Here is a 14,376-nt window from a genome sequence, read left to right as displayed (position 1 = left end):
AGCGGTCGATTTCCCGCGCCGAGAGGCTACTGGTCGGCTCGTCAAAGGCGATCACATGGGCGCCACGGGACAGCGCCTTGGCGATTTCCACCAATTGGCGCTGGCCCAGGGACAGGCGCCCGAGTTTCTCGTCGGGGTCGATTTCATCGGCCAGGCCCTTGAGGCAGGCCAGGGCCTGCTTGCGCAGCAGGCTCCGGTTGACCACGCCAAAGCGCGTGGGTAAATGCCCGAGGAACAGGTTCTCGGCCACGCTCATTTCCGGCACCAGGTGCAGCTCCTGGTGAATCACCGCCACACCGTTGGCGATGCTGTCGGCAGCGCACTTGAAAGCCATGGTCTGCGCGCCGATCTGCACCGTACCGCTGGACGGAATGTAGGCGCCACCGAGGATTTTCAGCAGGGTCGACTTGCCGGCGCCGTTCTCGCCCATCAGCGCGTGCACCGAATGCGGCCGCGCTTCAAAGCTGATCTGCGCCAGGGCTTTCACACCGGGAAACTCCTTGCCGATGCCATTGAAACGCAGGGCCGCGCCGCTCATTTCCACAGGCCGATCTTGGTCAGTTCTTCCTGGAAATTGGCGCGGGTGATCAAGGTCACTTCGTCCATGGCGGTGTATTTGGCCGGTTCCTTGCCGGTGGTGACCCACTCGTACATCGCCAGCGCGGTGTTATAGCCCTCGATATGCGGGCTGGGCAGCATGGAGCCGAAGAAACCGCTGTCGGCTTTCTTCAATTCGCCAATGGCGTCGGTGCCATTGATGCCGATGCCGATGACGTTGGCGGCCTTGAAGCCGGCACTTTCGGTGGCGCGCACGCCGCCGAGCACGGTGTTGTCGTTCATGCCGCCGATGATCAGGTTCTTCGCCCCGCTCGGCAGCTTGACCAAGGCCGAGTTGGTGGCGTCCATGCTGCCGGGGACGTCGAGGGTTTTCAGCGCAGCGGTGAGGATGTGGTCCTTGGGAATACCAGCCTCCTCGAGGGATTTGATCGAGCCGTCTGTACGCTTCTTACCGGTGTCGAGTTCGTTGAAGGTATTGATCACCGCATAGGTGTCCTTCCAGTCCCAACCGCGTTTTTTCGCTTCGGCGGCCATGGCGGCGCCCTGTTTCTGGCCCACCTCAAACGCGGCCATGCCCAGGTACGGCACGTCTTCCATGAAGTTGCCCTTGGCATCGACAAAGCGGTCATCCACGGCCATCACTTTCAAACCGTTGACCTTGGCCTTGGCAACGATGGCCGGGCCCAGGGACACGTCCGGCGGGCAGATCACAAAACCCTTGGCGCCATTGGCGGCCAGACTGTCGATGGCCGACAAGGTTTTTTCGCCATCGGGCACGGCGATCTTGATCACGGTGAAACCATGCTCCTTGCCGGCTTTTTCCGCGAATGCCCACTCCGTTTGAAACCAGGGTTCCTCGGCCTGCTTGACCAGGAAACCGATCTTCACTTCTTCAGCCGATACCCAGCCGCAGAACGCCATTGCCAGTGCCACGGCACCGAGTGTTTGCTTGAACATGGACCACCTCCTTCTTGTTATTGGAAAACGCTTTAGTCGTGGTACATCACAGACCGCCCGCCATCGATCATCAGGCAAGTGGCGTTGATAAAGGGCGCCTCGTCGGTCGCCAGGAACAGTGCTGTCATGGCCACTTCGATGGGCTGGCCAATGCGTTTGGGCGGGTGCAGGTCGAACGCACGCTGGCGTTCGGCGTGGGGGTCTGGGAAACCGTTCCAGTAATCGACGTTGAGCTGGGTTTCGATATAGCCGGGGGCGATGGCATTCACGCGGATGCCCTTGGGCGCGTACTCGATGCCCAGTGCACGGGTGAGGCCGAGCAGGCCGTGCTTGGCCACAGGGTAAGGAAAGCAACCGGGAATGATGTGGCTGGAATGGGTGGACGCGATATTGATGATGTTGCCGATGCCCTGCTCGATCATGTGCGGCAATACCGAACGGCAGCCGTACCAGGCGCCGTCGAGGTCGATGGCGAAACAGCGGCGCCAGTCCTCGTCGCTCATCTCCAGCGGGTCACGGAACACGTTGACTCCGGCACAGTTGACCAGCACATCCACGCGACCAAAGCGCTCGATGGCCAGGTTGACCAGTGCCTGCCATTGATCCTTGGAAGTAATATCAACCGGTTGGGCGTAAACCTGCGCACCGTGTTCGCGCCAATGAGCGGCGATTTTCTCGACTTTGTCACCCTGGATATCGGCAATGATCAACCGCGCCTGCTGGGCCTGGAAACAGGCAACGATGGCTTCGCCAATGCCTTGGGCGGCGCCGGTGACGATCACCACCTTGTTCTTCAGCCGCTCGCCATAAGTCGGCTCGGGCACGGCGGGTAGGGACAACGGTTGCGCCTGCATCGCTTCACCTTTTTATTTTTAGTAGTGAGTGCTGATGCTGGCGACTATAAACCCATCGCCTGAAATATCTCAATATATAAATTAAGATCCCACATATTGAGAAAAATAAAAAATGTCCAAGCGGGTTAGCTGTGGCGAGGGAGCTTGCTCCCGCTGTCTGCGCAGCAGACTCCCGCTTTTGGGGGGCGCTTCGCACCCCAGCGCAAGCAAGCTTGCTCGCCACAGGAAAGCTCACATCTGGTTTTAGTGTTTACATAAATGAGGCTTCAGCCTTGGGCAAAGTCGCGCAGGGCATCGCCTTCCATGCGATAACGCACCCATTCTTCCTGAGGCTGGGCGCCTATGGATTTGTAGAAGGCAATCGCTGGCTCGTTCCAGTCCAGCACGCTCCATTCAAAGCGCCCGCAACCGTTGTCACACGCGATCTTGGCCAAGTGGCGCAGCAACTTCTTGCCGGCCCCGCCGCCGCGTTGTTCCGGGTTGATGTACAGATCTTCCAGGTACAGGCAGTTACTGCCCAGCCACGTCGAGTAACTGAAAAAGAACACCGCAAAGCCAATCGGCAAACCGTCGCGCAAGCAGATAAGGCCATGGGCCGTGGCGCCTTCGCTGAACAGGCTGCGTTCGATATCCACCACGCTGGCGATCACTTCATGCCGGGCTTTCTCGTACTCGGCAAGTTCAGTGATAAAGGTCAGGATCTGCGCAGCATCGCTGGGCACGGCGGGGCGAATCTCGATGGTCATGGGCGAGCCTTGGGCAAATTCAAAGGCCACATACTAAGACGGTTTGATGGCCGTTTGCAGTGCAATTGATGCCAATCAGCACGTTTCACTCCGGCGCGGGGTGAAGCAAGCATCAGCAACCACAGAACAAAGCCTGCGGACGCCCATGGTAAACAATGGGCATAAATCCAACGATCAGAGACCTGCTCATGCACGCCACGCCACCAGTGGGCACGAAGACATTCGCGCTGTTCTGCCTCGCCAGTTTCCTGCTGTCACTGTCTTACGGCTCGACCTTTTTGTTGTCACTGCTGATCCATGCCCGTGGCGGTAATGAACACGACGCGGGCAGTGTCATTGCCACGGCAATGCTCAGCACCTTCGTAGCGGTGGTGCTTTCCGGGCATCTGGCCGATGCGATGGGCGCGGCGCGAGCGATTGCGAGCACCGGCCTATTGTTAGTGGTGGCCTGCCTGGGGTTTGCCCTGACGCCAGGGTTTGGCCAGGGCTTGATGCTGTTTGGATTGTCCCTTGGCTTGGGCTGGGGCGTGTTCTATACCTTGGGTCCGATCATCGTGACGCTGCTGGTGGAACCCCGCCAGCGGGCCAAATATTTCGCCTTGCTCTCGGGCAGTATGTTGAGCGGCATAGGTTCCGGCCCTTTGCTGGGACGCGCCGCCACTGCGCTGGACCTGCCCCTGACAACGGCGTTTTATATTGCCGGGCTCGCCAGCCTCGCCGGGGTGGTGATGTTCTGGCGCATGGGCTCTCGGTTGCGACAGCACGCGAATGTACCGACATCCAGGATTTCCTGGGCTGCAAGCCGCCGCGTACTGTCTTCCAAGGCGGCGTTCGCCATCCTGATGGTTGGCCTGGGTGGCTGCGTATTCGGGGGGCTATCTTCGTTCCAGACCAGCTATGCCGTTGCCCATAAGCTGGACTATTCGCTGTTCTTCGCGGGTTTCCTGACAGCGGCAATTATCAGTCGCCTGCTGATCGCCGGTTTCGTGGTCAAGCGCGATGCGTACCAGGCTGCCTGCGTATTATCCGGGGTGATGCTCGGCGCGATCACGCTGTTCGCGTTTGGTGTCAGCGGCAACCTCAGTTATGTGCTCGCCGCCGCCACGCTAGGGATCGGGTATGGCCTGACGTATTCGGTGATTAACGGCCTAGTGGCCAACGAAGCGCCCAGCGGCACCACTTCCCAGGCGTTATTGCTGTTCAGCCTGGCGTACTTTATCGGCGTCTTCGGGTTTCCCTGGTTCGCAGGCAAGATCATCGTCGACTTCGGCCTTGCGACAATGATGCTGAGCGTACTGGTGATCGCCGCACTCAACTGGACGATCACAGTGGCGCGCTTGGTAGCGCGCCGACTATCGGCACATAAAGTGATACATGTGAGCTGATACCGTTCGTCGCCATCCCGGCACGATCGGCAAACGCGGGCAGACCAATACAGGGTAAGGACATTAATCATATGGAGACACCCTGATGAAAAATTCCAAATTTGCTGCCCTCGCCCTCACCGGCCTGTTGTCTGCCGCGTCCTTGAGCGCCTTTGCGGCTAGCTCGACCACTGGCCCCACCGATCCAACGCCGGACGCCACTACCGAGTCGCAAAAATCCATGGGCACCGGCCTGGATACCAACGGTGGCGCGATCATCGACAACAGCGCCGACCCACGCACCAAAGGCAACGACACCCAGCGCCAGGCACCGCCTGCCGTAGGCAACGGCAAGATGGGCCCTGGCACGAGCAACAATGAGCCGAAGATCAACAAGGGCGACGACTCGAACATCCCCGGCGCGCAGAAACAACCAGCGCCTTGATGCACCCTTGGTACGACCAACACCCGACCATTTCCCAGTGAAGAGGTACGCATGAACGTCGATAGAAACCTTGAAAAAGAAGTCCTCACCCGCCTGCTGCACGCCCATCCGCAAGGCTTGGGCAAGGAGGTGCTGGACAATTACCGCGGTGAAAAAGAGGTCGCCAGTGTCTTGGCGTTCCTGCAGGACCGCGGGCTGATCAAGGATGGGCATGTGACCACCGACGACGCCGGCGAATACGCGTTGAACCTGCCGATCAAGCTCACCGCTTCTGGTGTGGATGAGGCGCGCAAGCTCGACGCTCAAAGTACTCAGTAATCCATTTCTGGCCTGGCCCCGCGACTGGGGCCAGAGGGAGTTTTAGCGATGCCTCGTGGAAGCAAAGCCAAATACACCGACGAACAGAAACGCAAGGCCGCTCATATCGAAGACAGTTATGAGCATAAGGGGTTGCCCAAGGACGAAGCCGAAGCCCGCGCCTGGGCGACCGTCAACAAACAGTCCGGCGGTGGTGAAAAAGCCGGCGGATCAGGCAGGCGCAAAGCACCGGCCAAGAAAACCCAGGACCGGCAGGAATCGGCCAAGCGTGCCGCTGCCAGCCGTGAAGGCCACCCGCGCAGCAGTGGGGCTTCGCTTGGTACGCAGACTAAGGAAAGTTTGATGAAAGAGGCGAGGGCCAAGGATATTCCTGGGCGCTCAACCATGCGCAAAGATGAGTTGATTCAAGCGCTGAAAAAAGCAGGTTAAACGCAGAACCCGTTGTGGGAGCGGGCTTGCTCGCGAATGCGGTGTGTCAGTCAGCACATGCTTTAACTGATACACCTCCTTCGCGAGCAAGCCCGCTCCCCTAGGGTTGTGCGTATTTATTCAGCCAGCAATGCGTCGACTTCGGTGACGCCAGGTGAAGTGGCCGGCCCCCAACGCGTCACCGCCAACGCCGCCGCTGCGTTCGCTCGACGCGCCGCCTCAACGGGTTTCAAGCCCTGCGCCAACCCGGCGATAAATACCCCTGCATGCGCATCCCCCGCACCATTGCTGTCTACCGCCTGCACCTTGAAGCCAGGTACATGCTCAGTCTCTACCCCGCGCCCTACCCAGCAACCATTTGGTCCATCACGCACAACCAGCAGTGCCTGCAAGTGCTGATTCAGCATGGGCAGCGCCTGACTCATATCCGCCGCCCCGGTAAACGCGAGGGCTTCAGGGCCATTGCTGGTCCAGATGTCGATACGCGGCAACAAGGCACGCATCAACGCCGAGTCCGGCGCCTTGACCAGCGGGCCCGGGTCGAATACCACCACGATCTCTCGCGGCAGCGCCAGCAGCCAGTCAAGCAACGGCTGCGCCTTACCTTCAAGCAGCAAGCTGTAGCCACTGACGTACACATAATCATCGATACGCGGGACGATCTGAGCCAAGTCGTCGGCACTCAGCTCCCCCTCGGCGCCGAGATGGGAGATGAAGGTGCGTTCGGTGCTCGCTTCAGTCAGCGACACGCACAACCCGGTATCTTTGCCAGCGCTGGCCGCCAAGGCCATTTCAACACCTTCGGCCTGCATCGCGGCACGCGCCAGCTCGCCAAAGCGCCCATCGCCATGGCGGCCCAGATAAACCACCGGCAACCCATTGCGCCGTGCCGCAGCCATTACGTTGAAACCGCCACCGACTTGGAAACTGGCGGAGTTGGCCAGCACGTCACCGCCGCTTGCCGGCAGGGTGTCGAGGCCCATGACCAGGTCGACAATGACCTGGCCGGTGTGCAGCAATCTAGACATTGGCGCTCTCTGCTAAACCCGGACGACGGTCAGACGCCCCGCCCAAGACTGCATATATTCCGCCAGCCACCACGAAGGTCACGATCCAGCCCAGCCCGTTGTGGCCCAGCCAGGAGTCGGACAGCGGCCCGGCAAACCAGATGTTTTCGGCGGTGGTGCCGATGGTGGTGAAGCTGAACCCCAGCACAATGGCCACGGCCCAGGCGCCAAATGCACGCCACTCCACGCCACCGCGATACCAGTAGGCACTGCTGGCGCTGACGTCCAGCAGGTCGGTGGGGCTGTAGTAATGACGGTGAATCAGGTCGACCACGAAGATCCCGACCCACGCCGTGATCGGCACCGCCAGCAGCGAAATGAAGGTAATGAACGGGCCATAGAAGCTATCGGCGATCAGCATGAAATAGATGGAGCCGGCAAAAATCGCCACGATATCGACGATCACTGCATGCACGCGCTTGACCTTCAAGCCCAGGGTCAGGGTAGTGAGGCCGGCCGAGTACACCGACAGGTTGTTCGACAGCAACAGGCCGCCGAACGCGGTGATCAGGTACGGCACGGCCATCCAGGTCGGCAGCATGTCGCGGATTGCGATGATGGGGTCGGTGGCCGATGCCAGGTCATTGTTACCCACCGACAACAGGCCACCCAGGGTGATCAGTAGCACCAGCGGGATACCTGCACCAAACGCGGCGGAGGCCACCAGGCGCACGGCCTTGACGCTGCGGTGCTGGTAACGCGACATGTCTGCACCGGCGTTGGCCCAGCCGATACCGGTACCCGCAGCCATGGTGCCTACGCCAATGATCATCGCGCTCAACGGCGCCGGGGTGGCGTTGAACACCGCGCTCCAGTCGATGGTGGCACACAGAAAGCCGCCCACCAGAATGTTCAGGCCGCCGAATACGTAGGTGGCCCACTTCTGGATCACCAGCAACGTGGCGTGGCCCAGGCCCGATACGGCCAGGGTCAACAGCACGAAGATGGCAATGAAGATCAGGGTGAGCACCGGCGCGCTCTTGGCCTCCACTGCCGAGCCGAACAGGATGGAGCTCAACGACAACAATACGAAGGCTGCGGTGGTGGTGTTGACGGTTTCCCAACCGAGGCGGGACATCAGCGACACCAATGTCGGGCCGATATTGCCGCGCACACCGAAAATGGCGCGGGACAAGGTCAGGCTGGGCGCACGACCACGGCGACCGGCGATGGAGATGATGCCCACTACGGCAAAGGAGCCCGCGGCGCCAAGAATCGCGACGATGATCGCCTGCCAGATGGCCAGGCCACGAAACGCCACCAGCGTTGCACCAAGGGGCAAACCGAGGATGCTGATATTGGCCGCGAACCACACCCAGAACAGTTGCAGCGGATGACCGTTGCACTCGCCTTCCGGGACCGGCTCGATGCCGCGTGTTTCCAGTTGCCCGGCGGTTTGGCCGGAAGAGGGGCTGCTCATTAAGGGGGGCTCCTTATGCCTGTATTGTTGTTGTGGTTGTGGCAGCGAGTCGAATCTTTATCCGGTCTTCCTGACCCAACGCTTTTGAATGTGGGAGCTGGCTTGCCAGTTCCCACATTTGGTTCCGTGTTTATCGCAAGGCCAATAACCCTTGGGCCAGCGGCTGCAAGTCCAGGCCATTGACCCGCTTGACCTGTTCAACCAACGCCTCAGGCCAGCACTGCATACCCAGGCACGCCCCCAGCATGGCGCCGAGGATCGCGGCAATGGTGTCGGTGTCGCCGCCCAGGCTGGCCGCCAGGCACAGGGCTTCGAAGGCGTTCATATCACCCGACGCCACTTGCTGGGCCAAGGCAAACGAGACCACCACCGATTCCTGAGAAGCCACCGAAGTACCAATCAACTCGTAAAGCAGGTCGGCAAACAACGCTTTGTCGCCGCTGCCGACGCTCAGGGTGCGAGCCCAACTGATGCGGGTAGAAATGCGTCCGCCCGCGATCCAGTGACCATGGCTTTCGGCCTGTCGGGCAATCTGGGTCCCGATATTCAGGGCTTCCCCCAGGTCCACGCCATTGATGCCAGCCGAGACCACCGCCGCCACGGCCGCAGCGCTGGAAATACCCAGGTTGGTGTTATGGGTGACCTGGCATGCCTGGATCACCGCCTGGATAAACCGCGCCGGGTCGCTGACATCGACGGCGATGCCCACCGGGGTGATGCGCATGGCCGCACCATTGGTGGTGCCGTAGCGCCCGGATTCCTCCGGAGTATGACCGGCGAGGATCATGTCGATTGCGCGTTTGGTGGACGGCCCGAGCAAGTCCTGGGAACCCTTGGCGCGCATCCCCGCTTCCCAGTCGATCAGGCGCTGGGCAAGCACGGTGGGCTCGATCTTGCCCTGGCCTTGCACCAGTAACTCGGCAACCAGGATGGCTTGTTCGGTGTCATCGGTGATGGAACCGGCAGGCATGTTGGGCGCAATGGGCTGGTCCGCGTCGGCATCTTCCAAGGCGGTGATAGCACCGAAGCGCTTTTGTACCTGCTCGCGGCTCAAGGATTGGGTGGGCATGCCCAAGGCATCGCCCAGGGCCAGGCCATAAAAGGCGCCAAGTGCGCGATTTTCTCGGCTCATTTCGACGCTCCAAACTGCAGATGCAGGCGAAAGTGCAACGGGTCAAGCAGGCTTTCGACATGCTCCATGAAACGCTCGCGACGATCATAGGTGGTGCGCGACGCCTTGAGAAATACCGTACCGCTGGGGCGCCCGAGTAATTCGGCGTCTTCATCGCTCAGGGGTTCAGCACCGATCCACTGGTCACCGTCGGCCCCGACGTAGCCGTAGGCGGCCAGAGTGATGGTCAGGGAATTATCGATCAGCCCAATGTGGGGCAGGTTTTCCAGATCGCCAACGGCCGGCATCAACGAGCGTTCCAGCGACACCGCTGTACCGTCAGCCGTGCGCCGGAGGCGGTCGAGGGTAATGAACTGGTCGGTGCCGAAACGGCTGAACAGATCCGGGCGCGTCACGGCTTCGAAACGCAGGACGTCGGTGCTTACATGGGCGCCCGTATCGGCCAAGGCCTGGGCCCAACCGCTGCGTTGGTCCAACACCATGCCGTCAAAGGTGACAATCGAACCGACGCCGCTCTGGGTGGCGATGTAGTTGCGACGCTTGAGCTCGGCCAGCGCCTCGCGCAGCGTGCCGCGGCTGACCGCAAACTCCTCGGCCAGTTGGTGCTCGCCCGGCAACAGAAAGCCGTCGGCCATGACTCCACCTTCGATACGGCGGATGAGCTCATCGACGACGCGTTTTTTCTTATCAAATCGAACATGTCTAATCATGTACAAATTGATAACCGAAAGCGCGCGTTTACCGCAAGAGGATTATTTCAGGCTGAAGACAAAAACCGCCTCAGGGCTCCAGGCCGATGGGGAAAAACTCCCCGCTGCTCCAGACGCCAAGCCAGTTCTGACCGTTGATCGGACGGCTCACCGCCAGCTCCACCAACTGGTAAAAAACGTTTCTATGCACCAGGGCTTCGAGGTTGGTGCGAACGCGCACATAGGGGGCGGGTTCCTGGGTGATAGGGTCGGTCACCACCCGCAGCGGGTGCTCGAGACCTGCCTCGACCTGTTCGTCGACGTTGGTGGTAAAGCGTAATACCTGGCTTTCACCCTGCCCTTGCACTTCCAGTGTCACTGCAACAAAGGGTGCGTCATCGACACGGATGCCGACCTTCTCCACGGGCGTCACCAGGAAATAATCATCGCCATCGCGGCGGATGATGTTGGAGAACAACTTGACCATCGGCTTTCGCCCGATAGGTGTGCCCTGGTAGAACCAGGTGCCATCGCGGGCGATGCGCATGTCGATGTTGCCGCAGAAATCCGGGTTCCACAGATGCACCGGTGCCGGCCCCTTGCCCTTGGGCAATTGGGCCAATAAATCATTGGCCTTGGCGGAATCGGTCATGGCGGGCTCCTCTGTCCTACTGATCACTCATACCCAGCAAACCGCGGGCATATTGCGCCAGGGGGCGAGCGATCAAATCTTGTGGCGATGTGTCGTGGAACGTCAGTAAACCGCCACGACTGCGAATACGTGCAGTATCAATCAAATACTGGGTGCTGGTCTCGATCAACATGACTTGGATCACCCCGCTGTCCAGGCCAAGGCGGTCCAGGGCTTGCTGGTCGGTCCACTCGTCGGCGTTGCCGATGCGGTCATCGGCTGCCGCAAAACGGCAATACAGCAGGTAGTGAGCACCGACGGCACGGGCTTCGGCCATGGCCTGTTCAAGACCTTCGGGCTGGCGGGCGCGACGCACCATGGGGAAATATTCAACGAAGCCATTGAATGCTTCCTCGGCCACCACATTGGGCCGCGGATAGGCGCTGCCCGGCGGCACGAAGGCGCCTTGGGCAATAAATACAAAGGAATCCGGCTGTATGCGCACCGAGGCGGTACGGCGCGTATCGCTGTGATCGAGCAGCCCGGCATCGCTCATCTGATAGCGGGTGCCTTCGGCCATATCACTGACGGTCATGCAACCGCCCAGGGCCAATGACGCCAGCAGCAAAACCAGACTACGCATCCTAATCCTCCAGAGGCCGGTGACAGGAAACCGGCGAATGGGGCGTGGGATGCAGAATCCGCGCCATTCAGCTGCGCTACAAATCAAATGTGTGAACCCGCAATATCTAGCTTAGCCACCAATGATCTTCATGATCGTGGCACCGCCGGAGAACGCCACTTCCTGCTTGTCGGCCAAGGCCTTCATCAACAAGCCCTGCAACGCCGGCAACGCCTGGTGACGCGGTTGATCGAGCAAGTCACCGACATAATGGCGATTGCTGGACGACAGGCACCCATGCAGCCAACCGGTGGAGGACAAACGCAACCGCGAACAGGTACGGCAGAACGGTACGCTCTCGTTGGCGATCACGCCGAAGAAGCCTTTGCCCGGCACTTCGTAGCGTACCGCCGTCGCATCGACGGGTGCGTTGGCTTGCAGGTATTCATGTTGCTCGCCGATCAAGCTGAGCAGCTGTTGCAAGCTGACGAACTGTTGCAGGAACGCGTTGGAGTCTTTGGCCAGGTGCCCCATGCGCATCAGTTCGATAAAGCGCAGCTCGTAGCCACGCGCCAGGCAGTAATCGAGCAACGGCATCACCTGGTCCAGGTTCTGGCCGCGCAACGGCACCATGTTGACCTTGATCTTGATTCCGGCAGCACTGGCCTGGTCCATGCCATCGAGCACGGTGGCCAGGTCGCCGCCACGGGCGATGCTGCGGAAAGCGTCGGCATCCAGCGTGTCGAGGGAGACATTGATGCGCCGAATACCGGCTGCCACCAGCAACGGCAGTTTACGCGCCAGCAGTTGGCCGTTGGTGGTCAGGCTGATGTCGCTCAGGCCCATCTGCCCTACCGCCCCCATGAAGGCTTCCAACTTGGGGCTGACCAACGGCTCACCGCCGGTAATGCGCAAGCGCTCGATACCCGCCGCTTCGATCAGGTAAGCCACGCCTCGGGCCATGGCCTCGGCCGACAGTTCATCCTGGGCAGCCACCAGCCGCTTGCCGTCAGGCACGCAATAGGTACACGCATAATTGCAGGCTGAAGTCAGGCTGATCCGCAAATTGCGAAAACGCCTGCCTTGACGATCAACGATCATGGATCACTCCGGCAGAGGATAATTCGGGCGCGCTAAAAGCTGACTCATAACTCAGCTTTTAGCAAGGTCCTTGCCTGAGTATATTCCTGGGTTACTGCGCCTGGCAGTAAATCGTTGCGCCATCACTGTGGCGAATGACTTATGTGGCAGGGGTGTCACCGCTCTTCTCGGCGCCCGGCAGTTCCGGGCTGTGCTTGCGCTTGTTGCCCATGCGCACGCCGATGTCCATCAGGAATTGGAAGAAACCTTCCTGGTCTTCCAGCACATTGCTCCAGAACGGCGAGTGGTACAGCGCCACAGCGCCATGCACCAAGGCCCAGGCGGCGCAGTAATGGAAATACGGTGGCACGTCTTCAAGCTTGCCTTCGCTGATACGGCCCTTGATCAGCAGGGTCAGGCGTTCGAAGTTCGAGGCGCGGATCTTGTGCAGCTCCTCGACCATCTCCGGCACCTGGTGACCTTTGACCACTTTCTCTTCCAGGCGGTCGAACAGGCGGTAGCGCTGCGGATCACGCATGCGGAACTCGAAGTAAGCGCGGGACAGGGCTTCCTTGTCTTTGTCGACATCCGCCGAGTGCAGCAACTCGTTCAAATCGCGCTCGTAGTCGAGCATCAGGCGCAGGTAGATTTCGGCCTTGGACTTGAAGTGTTTGTAGATCGTGCCTTTGCCGATACCCACGGCATCCGCAATCATCTCGACGGTGACGCTGTCTTCACCTTGTTCGAGGAACAGCTTGAGCGCGGTGTCGAGAATTTCCTGCTCACGGCGGCGAAATTCACGGACCTTACGGGGTTCTTTGTGCATGAGGAAGAGTCTGCAAAGGTCGGAAATAGGGAGGGTTGCGCAGGGCCATGGATACGTGGCGATACGATTTACCCGGTGCGAGGGATTATCCCGACTGAACGGTCGTTGGGCAATGTCTATGTGAACCCGTCAGGCACATAACTTTCAATGCACCAACGATTTCGCCGTTATCAGTCAGAAATAATACGCAACACCTGAACCTGCCCATCAGCGCAATGAGAACTCAAGCGAAGGCCGCGTATTCCAAATCTGTTTAAAAAACGATCAATCACGACTGGACTGAATGGGATAGTGGTCAATACTTCAACTGTCGGCGCGACATCTCCCCCAAGTGACGCGTCGACCTGGGTACCGACGGACTGCGTGCCCTTGTTTTACTCCTAATGGTCTTAGCCCGGATTCACCCCCCAGAACCCGGGTTTTTTTTGCCTGGGATTCGACCGCCCTAACCGGCCACGTGGGCCAGCGGGAACAGGCGCTTGAAGTTCTCGGTAGTCTGCTCGGCAAAGCGCTCGTACGACTCACCGCGCAGCATCGCCAGGTAATCAGCCACGTCACGTACATATTCGGGCAAGTTCGGTTTGCCGCGATGGGGGATGGGCGCCAGGTACGGCGAGTCGGTTTCCACCAGCAGGCGGTCGGCGGGCACCTGGCGGGCCACATCGCGCAGCGCGTCGGCATTGCGGAAAGTGACGATGCCCGACAGGGAAATATAGAACCCCAGGTCCAGGGCCGCCTTGGCCATATCCCAGTCTTCGGTAAAGCAGTGCAACACGCCAGCCTGCGACAACGCGGCTTCACGCAGCAAAGCCAGGGTATCGGCACGGGCGCCTCGGGTGTGCACGATCACCGGCTTGCCCGTCTGCTGGGCGGCTTGCAGGTGCAGGCGGAACGAGGCCTGCTGCAACTCGGCAGCTTCAGGCTCGTAGTGATAGTCCAGGCCGGTTTCGCCAATGGCCACCACTCGCGGATGGTTGAGTTCGCCCAGTAGCCAGTCCAGAGCCGGCGCTTCGCCTGGCTTGAGGTCAAGCGGGTGAATGCCCACCGAGCAATCGACGTCGGCGTAGCGATCAGCCAGGGCTTTGACGTCGGCGGCGTTGTCGGCGCTGACGCCAATGCACAGGAAGTGCCCTACCCCACGCTGGCGGGCAGCTTCAAGGGCGACGTCGAGGGAACCGCCGTGCTGGGCAAGGTCGAGGCGATCAAGGTGGCAATGGGAATCTACGAGCATAGGAATC

The 14,376-nt window shown here is 60.2% G+C and carries 17 protein-coding genes; 4 read left to right on the top strand and 13 right to left on the bottom strand.

Going from position 1 to position 14,376, the window contains the following annotated elements:
- The 4 genes from HBO10_RS29385 to HBO10_RS29370 all read right to left on the bottom strand — a co-directional run.
- Positions 1-538: ATP-binding cassette domain-containing protein (locus HBO10_RS29385; RefSeq protein WP_169922235.1), on the bottom strand; the 538-nt coding region annotated here is incomplete at its 3' end.
- The gene (locus tag HBO10_RS29380) at positions 535-1,515 is read right to left on the bottom strand and encodes a substrate-binding domain-containing protein (protein WP_014719544.1); all 981 of its coding nucleotides are present in this window, start codon (positions 1,513-1,515) and stop codon (positions 535-537) included. The genes HBO10_RS29380 and HBO10_RS29385, both read right to left, overlap by 4 nt.
- A gap of 32 nt (positions 1,516-1,547) precedes the next feature.
- On the bottom strand, positions 1,548-2,369 hold the full coding sequence (locus HBO10_RS29375) for an SDR family oxidoreductase (protein WP_034128421.1): 822 nt from the start codon (positions 2,367-2,369) through the stop codon (positions 1,548-1,550).
- A 266-nt stretch (positions 2,370-2,635) separates the two neighbouring features.
- The gene (locus HBO10_RS29370) at positions 2,636-3,115 is read right to left on the bottom strand and encodes a GNAT family N-acetyltransferase (RefSeq protein ID WP_034128422.1); all 480 of its coding nucleotides are present in this window, start codon (positions 3,113-3,115) and stop codon (positions 2,636-2,638) included.
- 188 nt (positions 3,116-3,303) lie between these two features.
- On the opposite strand from HBO10_RS29370, the gene HBO10_RS29365 reads away from it, so the two are divergent.
- From HBO10_RS29365 to HBO10_RS29350, 4 genes are all read left to right on the top strand, one after another.
- Positions 3,304-4,500 (top strand): MFS transporter, encoded by a 1,197-nt coding sequence (locus tag HBO10_RS29365; protein ID WP_034128423.1) that lies wholly within the window; start codon positions 3,304-3,306, stop codon positions 4,498-4,500.
- Between the two features lie 85 nt (positions 4,501-4,585).
- A complete protein-coding gene (locus tag HBO10_RS29360) occupies positions 4,586-4,924 on the top strand; it encodes a hypothetical protein (protein ID WP_034128424.1) in 339 nt (112 codons plus the stop codon).
- Positions 4,925-4,975: 51 nt separating this feature from the next.
- Positions 4,976-5,242 (top strand): hypothetical protein, encoded by a 267-nt coding sequence (locus tag HBO10_RS29355; RefSeq protein ID WP_032895690.1) that lies wholly within the window; start codon positions 4,976-4,978, stop codon positions 5,240-5,242.
- Between the two features lie 48 nt (positions 5,243-5,290).
- A complete protein-coding gene (locus HBO10_RS29350) occupies positions 5,291-5,671 on the top strand; it encodes a hypothetical protein (RefSeq protein WP_034128425.1) in 381 nt (126 codons plus the stop codon).
- 116 nt (positions 5,672-5,787) lie between these two features.
- Here HBO10_RS29350 and HBO10_RS29345 read toward each other — a convergent pair whose 3' ends face one another.
- From HBO10_RS29345 to HBO10_RS29305, 9 genes are all read right to left on the bottom strand, one after another.
- Positions 5,788-6,699, bottom strand: coding sequence for a PfkB family carbohydrate kinase (locus HBO10_RS29345; protein WP_034128426.1), 912 nt, complete (start codon positions 6,697-6,699; stop codon positions 5,788-5,790).
- The gene (locus tag HBO10_RS29340) at positions 6,692-8,158 is read right to left on the bottom strand and encodes a cytosine permease (RefSeq protein WP_034128427.1); all 1,467 of its coding nucleotides are present in this window, start codon (positions 8,156-8,158) and stop codon (positions 6,692-6,694) included. Before HBO10_RS29340 ends, HBO10_RS29345 begins: the two co-directional genes overlap by 8 nt.
- 130 nt (positions 8,159-8,288) lie before the next feature.
- A complete protein-coding gene (locus HBO10_RS29335; protein ID WP_034128428.1) occupies positions 8,289-9,290 on the bottom strand; it encodes an ADP-ribosylglycohydrolase family protein in 1,002 nt (333 codons plus the stop codon).
- Entirely contained in the window at positions 9,287-10,000 is a 714-nt protein-coding gene (locus tag HBO10_RS29330; protein WP_034128429.1) for a GntR family transcriptional regulator, read from the bottom strand. Before HBO10_RS29330 ends, HBO10_RS29335 begins: the two co-directional genes overlap by 4 nt.
- 70 nt (positions 10,001-10,070) lie before the next feature.
- Positions 10,071-10,631, bottom strand: coding sequence for a DUF1285 domain-containing protein (locus tag HBO10_RS29325; protein WP_034128430.1), 561 nt, complete (start codon positions 10,629-10,631; stop codon positions 10,071-10,073).
- Positions 10,632-10,647: 16 nt separating this feature from the next.
- Positions 10,648-11,253 carry a DUF4823 domain-containing protein gene (locus HBO10_RS29320; RefSeq protein WP_034128431.1) on the bottom strand — a complete coding sequence of 202 codons (606 nt, stop codon included), beginning with the start codon at positions 11,251-11,253 and terminating at the stop codon, positions 10,648-10,650.
- A gap of 111 nt (positions 11,254-11,364) precedes the next feature.
- Positions 11,365-12,333: a radical SAM protein gene (locus HBO10_RS29315; RefSeq protein ID WP_019817203.1), complete on the bottom strand. Its 969-nt coding sequence runs from the start codon at positions 12,331-12,333 to the stop codon at positions 11,365-11,367.
- Positions 12,334-12,472: 139 nt separating this feature from the next.
- Entirely contained in the window at positions 12,473-13,138 is a 666-nt protein-coding gene (locus HBO10_RS29310; RefSeq protein ID WP_034128432.1) for a TetR/AcrR family transcriptional regulator, read from the bottom strand.
- 445 nt (positions 13,139-13,583) lie between these two features.
- On the bottom strand, positions 13,584-14,369 hold the full coding sequence (locus HBO10_RS29305; protein ID WP_034128433.1) for a TatD family hydrolase: 786 nt from the start codon (positions 14,367-14,369) through the stop codon (positions 13,584-13,586).
- Between the last annotated feature and the right edge of the window lie 7 nt (positions 14,370-14,376).

Source organism: Pseudomonas sp. WS 5503, assembly GCF_012985385.1.
Classification (GTDB): domain Bacteria; phylum Pseudomonadota; class Gammaproteobacteria; order Pseudomonadales; family Pseudomonadaceae; genus Aquipseudomonas; species Aquipseudomonas paracarnis.
The sequence above is the reverse complement of the archived record's forward strand: the minus strand, read 5'-3'. Positions and strand labels throughout refer to the sequence as shown.

Coding starts and splice junctions, on each gene's coding strand:
- HBO10_RS29380 (WP_014719544.1), bottom strand. CDS start 1,515: ATGTTCAAGCAAACACTCGGTGCCGTGGCACTGGCAATGGCGTTCTGC.
- HBO10_RS29375 (WP_034128421.1), bottom strand. CDS start 2,369: ATGCAGGCGCAACCGTTGTCCCTACCCGCCGTGCCCGAGCCGACTTAT.
- HBO10_RS29370 (WP_034128422.1), bottom strand. CDS start 3,115: ATGACCATCGAGATTCGCCCCGCCGTGCCCAGCGATGCTGCGCAGATC.
- HBO10_RS29365 (WP_034128423.1), top strand. CDS start 3,304: ATGCACGCCACGCCACCAGTGGGCACGAAGACATTCGCGCTGTTCTGC.
- HBO10_RS29360 (WP_034128424.1), top strand. CDS start 4,586: ATGAAAAATTCCAAATTTGCTGCCCTCGCCCTCACCGGCCTGTTGTCT.
- HBO10_RS29355 (WP_032895690.1), top strand. CDS start 4,976: ATGAACGTCGATAGAAACCTTGAAAAAGAAGTCCTCACCCGCCTGCTG.
- HBO10_RS29350 (WP_034128425.1), top strand. CDS start 5,291: ATGCCTCGTGGAAGCAAAGCCAAATACACCGACGAACAGAAACGCAAG.
- HBO10_RS29345 (WP_034128426.1), bottom strand. CDS start 6,699: ATGTCTAGATTGCTGCACACCGGCCAGGTCATTGTCGACCTGGTCATG.
- HBO10_RS29340 (WP_034128427.1), bottom strand. CDS start 8,158: ATGAGCAGCCCCTCTTCCGGCCAAACCGCCGGGCAACTGGAAACACGC.
- HBO10_RS29335 (WP_034128428.1), bottom strand. CDS start 9,290: ATGAGCCGAGAAAATCGCGCACTTGGCGCCTTTTATGGCCTGGCCCTG.
- HBO10_RS29330 (WP_034128429.1), bottom strand. CDS start 10,000: ATGATTAGACATGTTCGATTTGATAAGAAAAAACGCGTCGTCGATGAG.
- HBO10_RS29325 (WP_034128430.1), bottom strand. CDS start 10,631: ATGACCGATTCCGCCAAGGCCAATGATTTATTGGCCCAATTGCCCAAG.
- HBO10_RS29320 (WP_034128431.1), bottom strand. CDS start 11,253: ATGCGTAGTCTGGTTTTGCTGCTGGCGTCATTGGCCCTGGGCGGTTGC.
- HBO10_RS29315 (WP_019817203.1), bottom strand. CDS start 12,333: ATGATCGTTGATCGTCAAGGCAGGCGTTTTCGCAATTTGCGGATCAGC.
- HBO10_RS29310 (WP_034128432.1), bottom strand. CDS start 13,138: ATGCACAAAGAACCCCGTAAGGTCCGTGAATTTCGCCGCCGTGAGCAG.
- HBO10_RS29305 (WP_034128433.1), bottom strand. CDS start 14,369: ATGCTCGTAGATTCCCATTGCCACCTTGATCGCCTCGACCTTGCCCAG.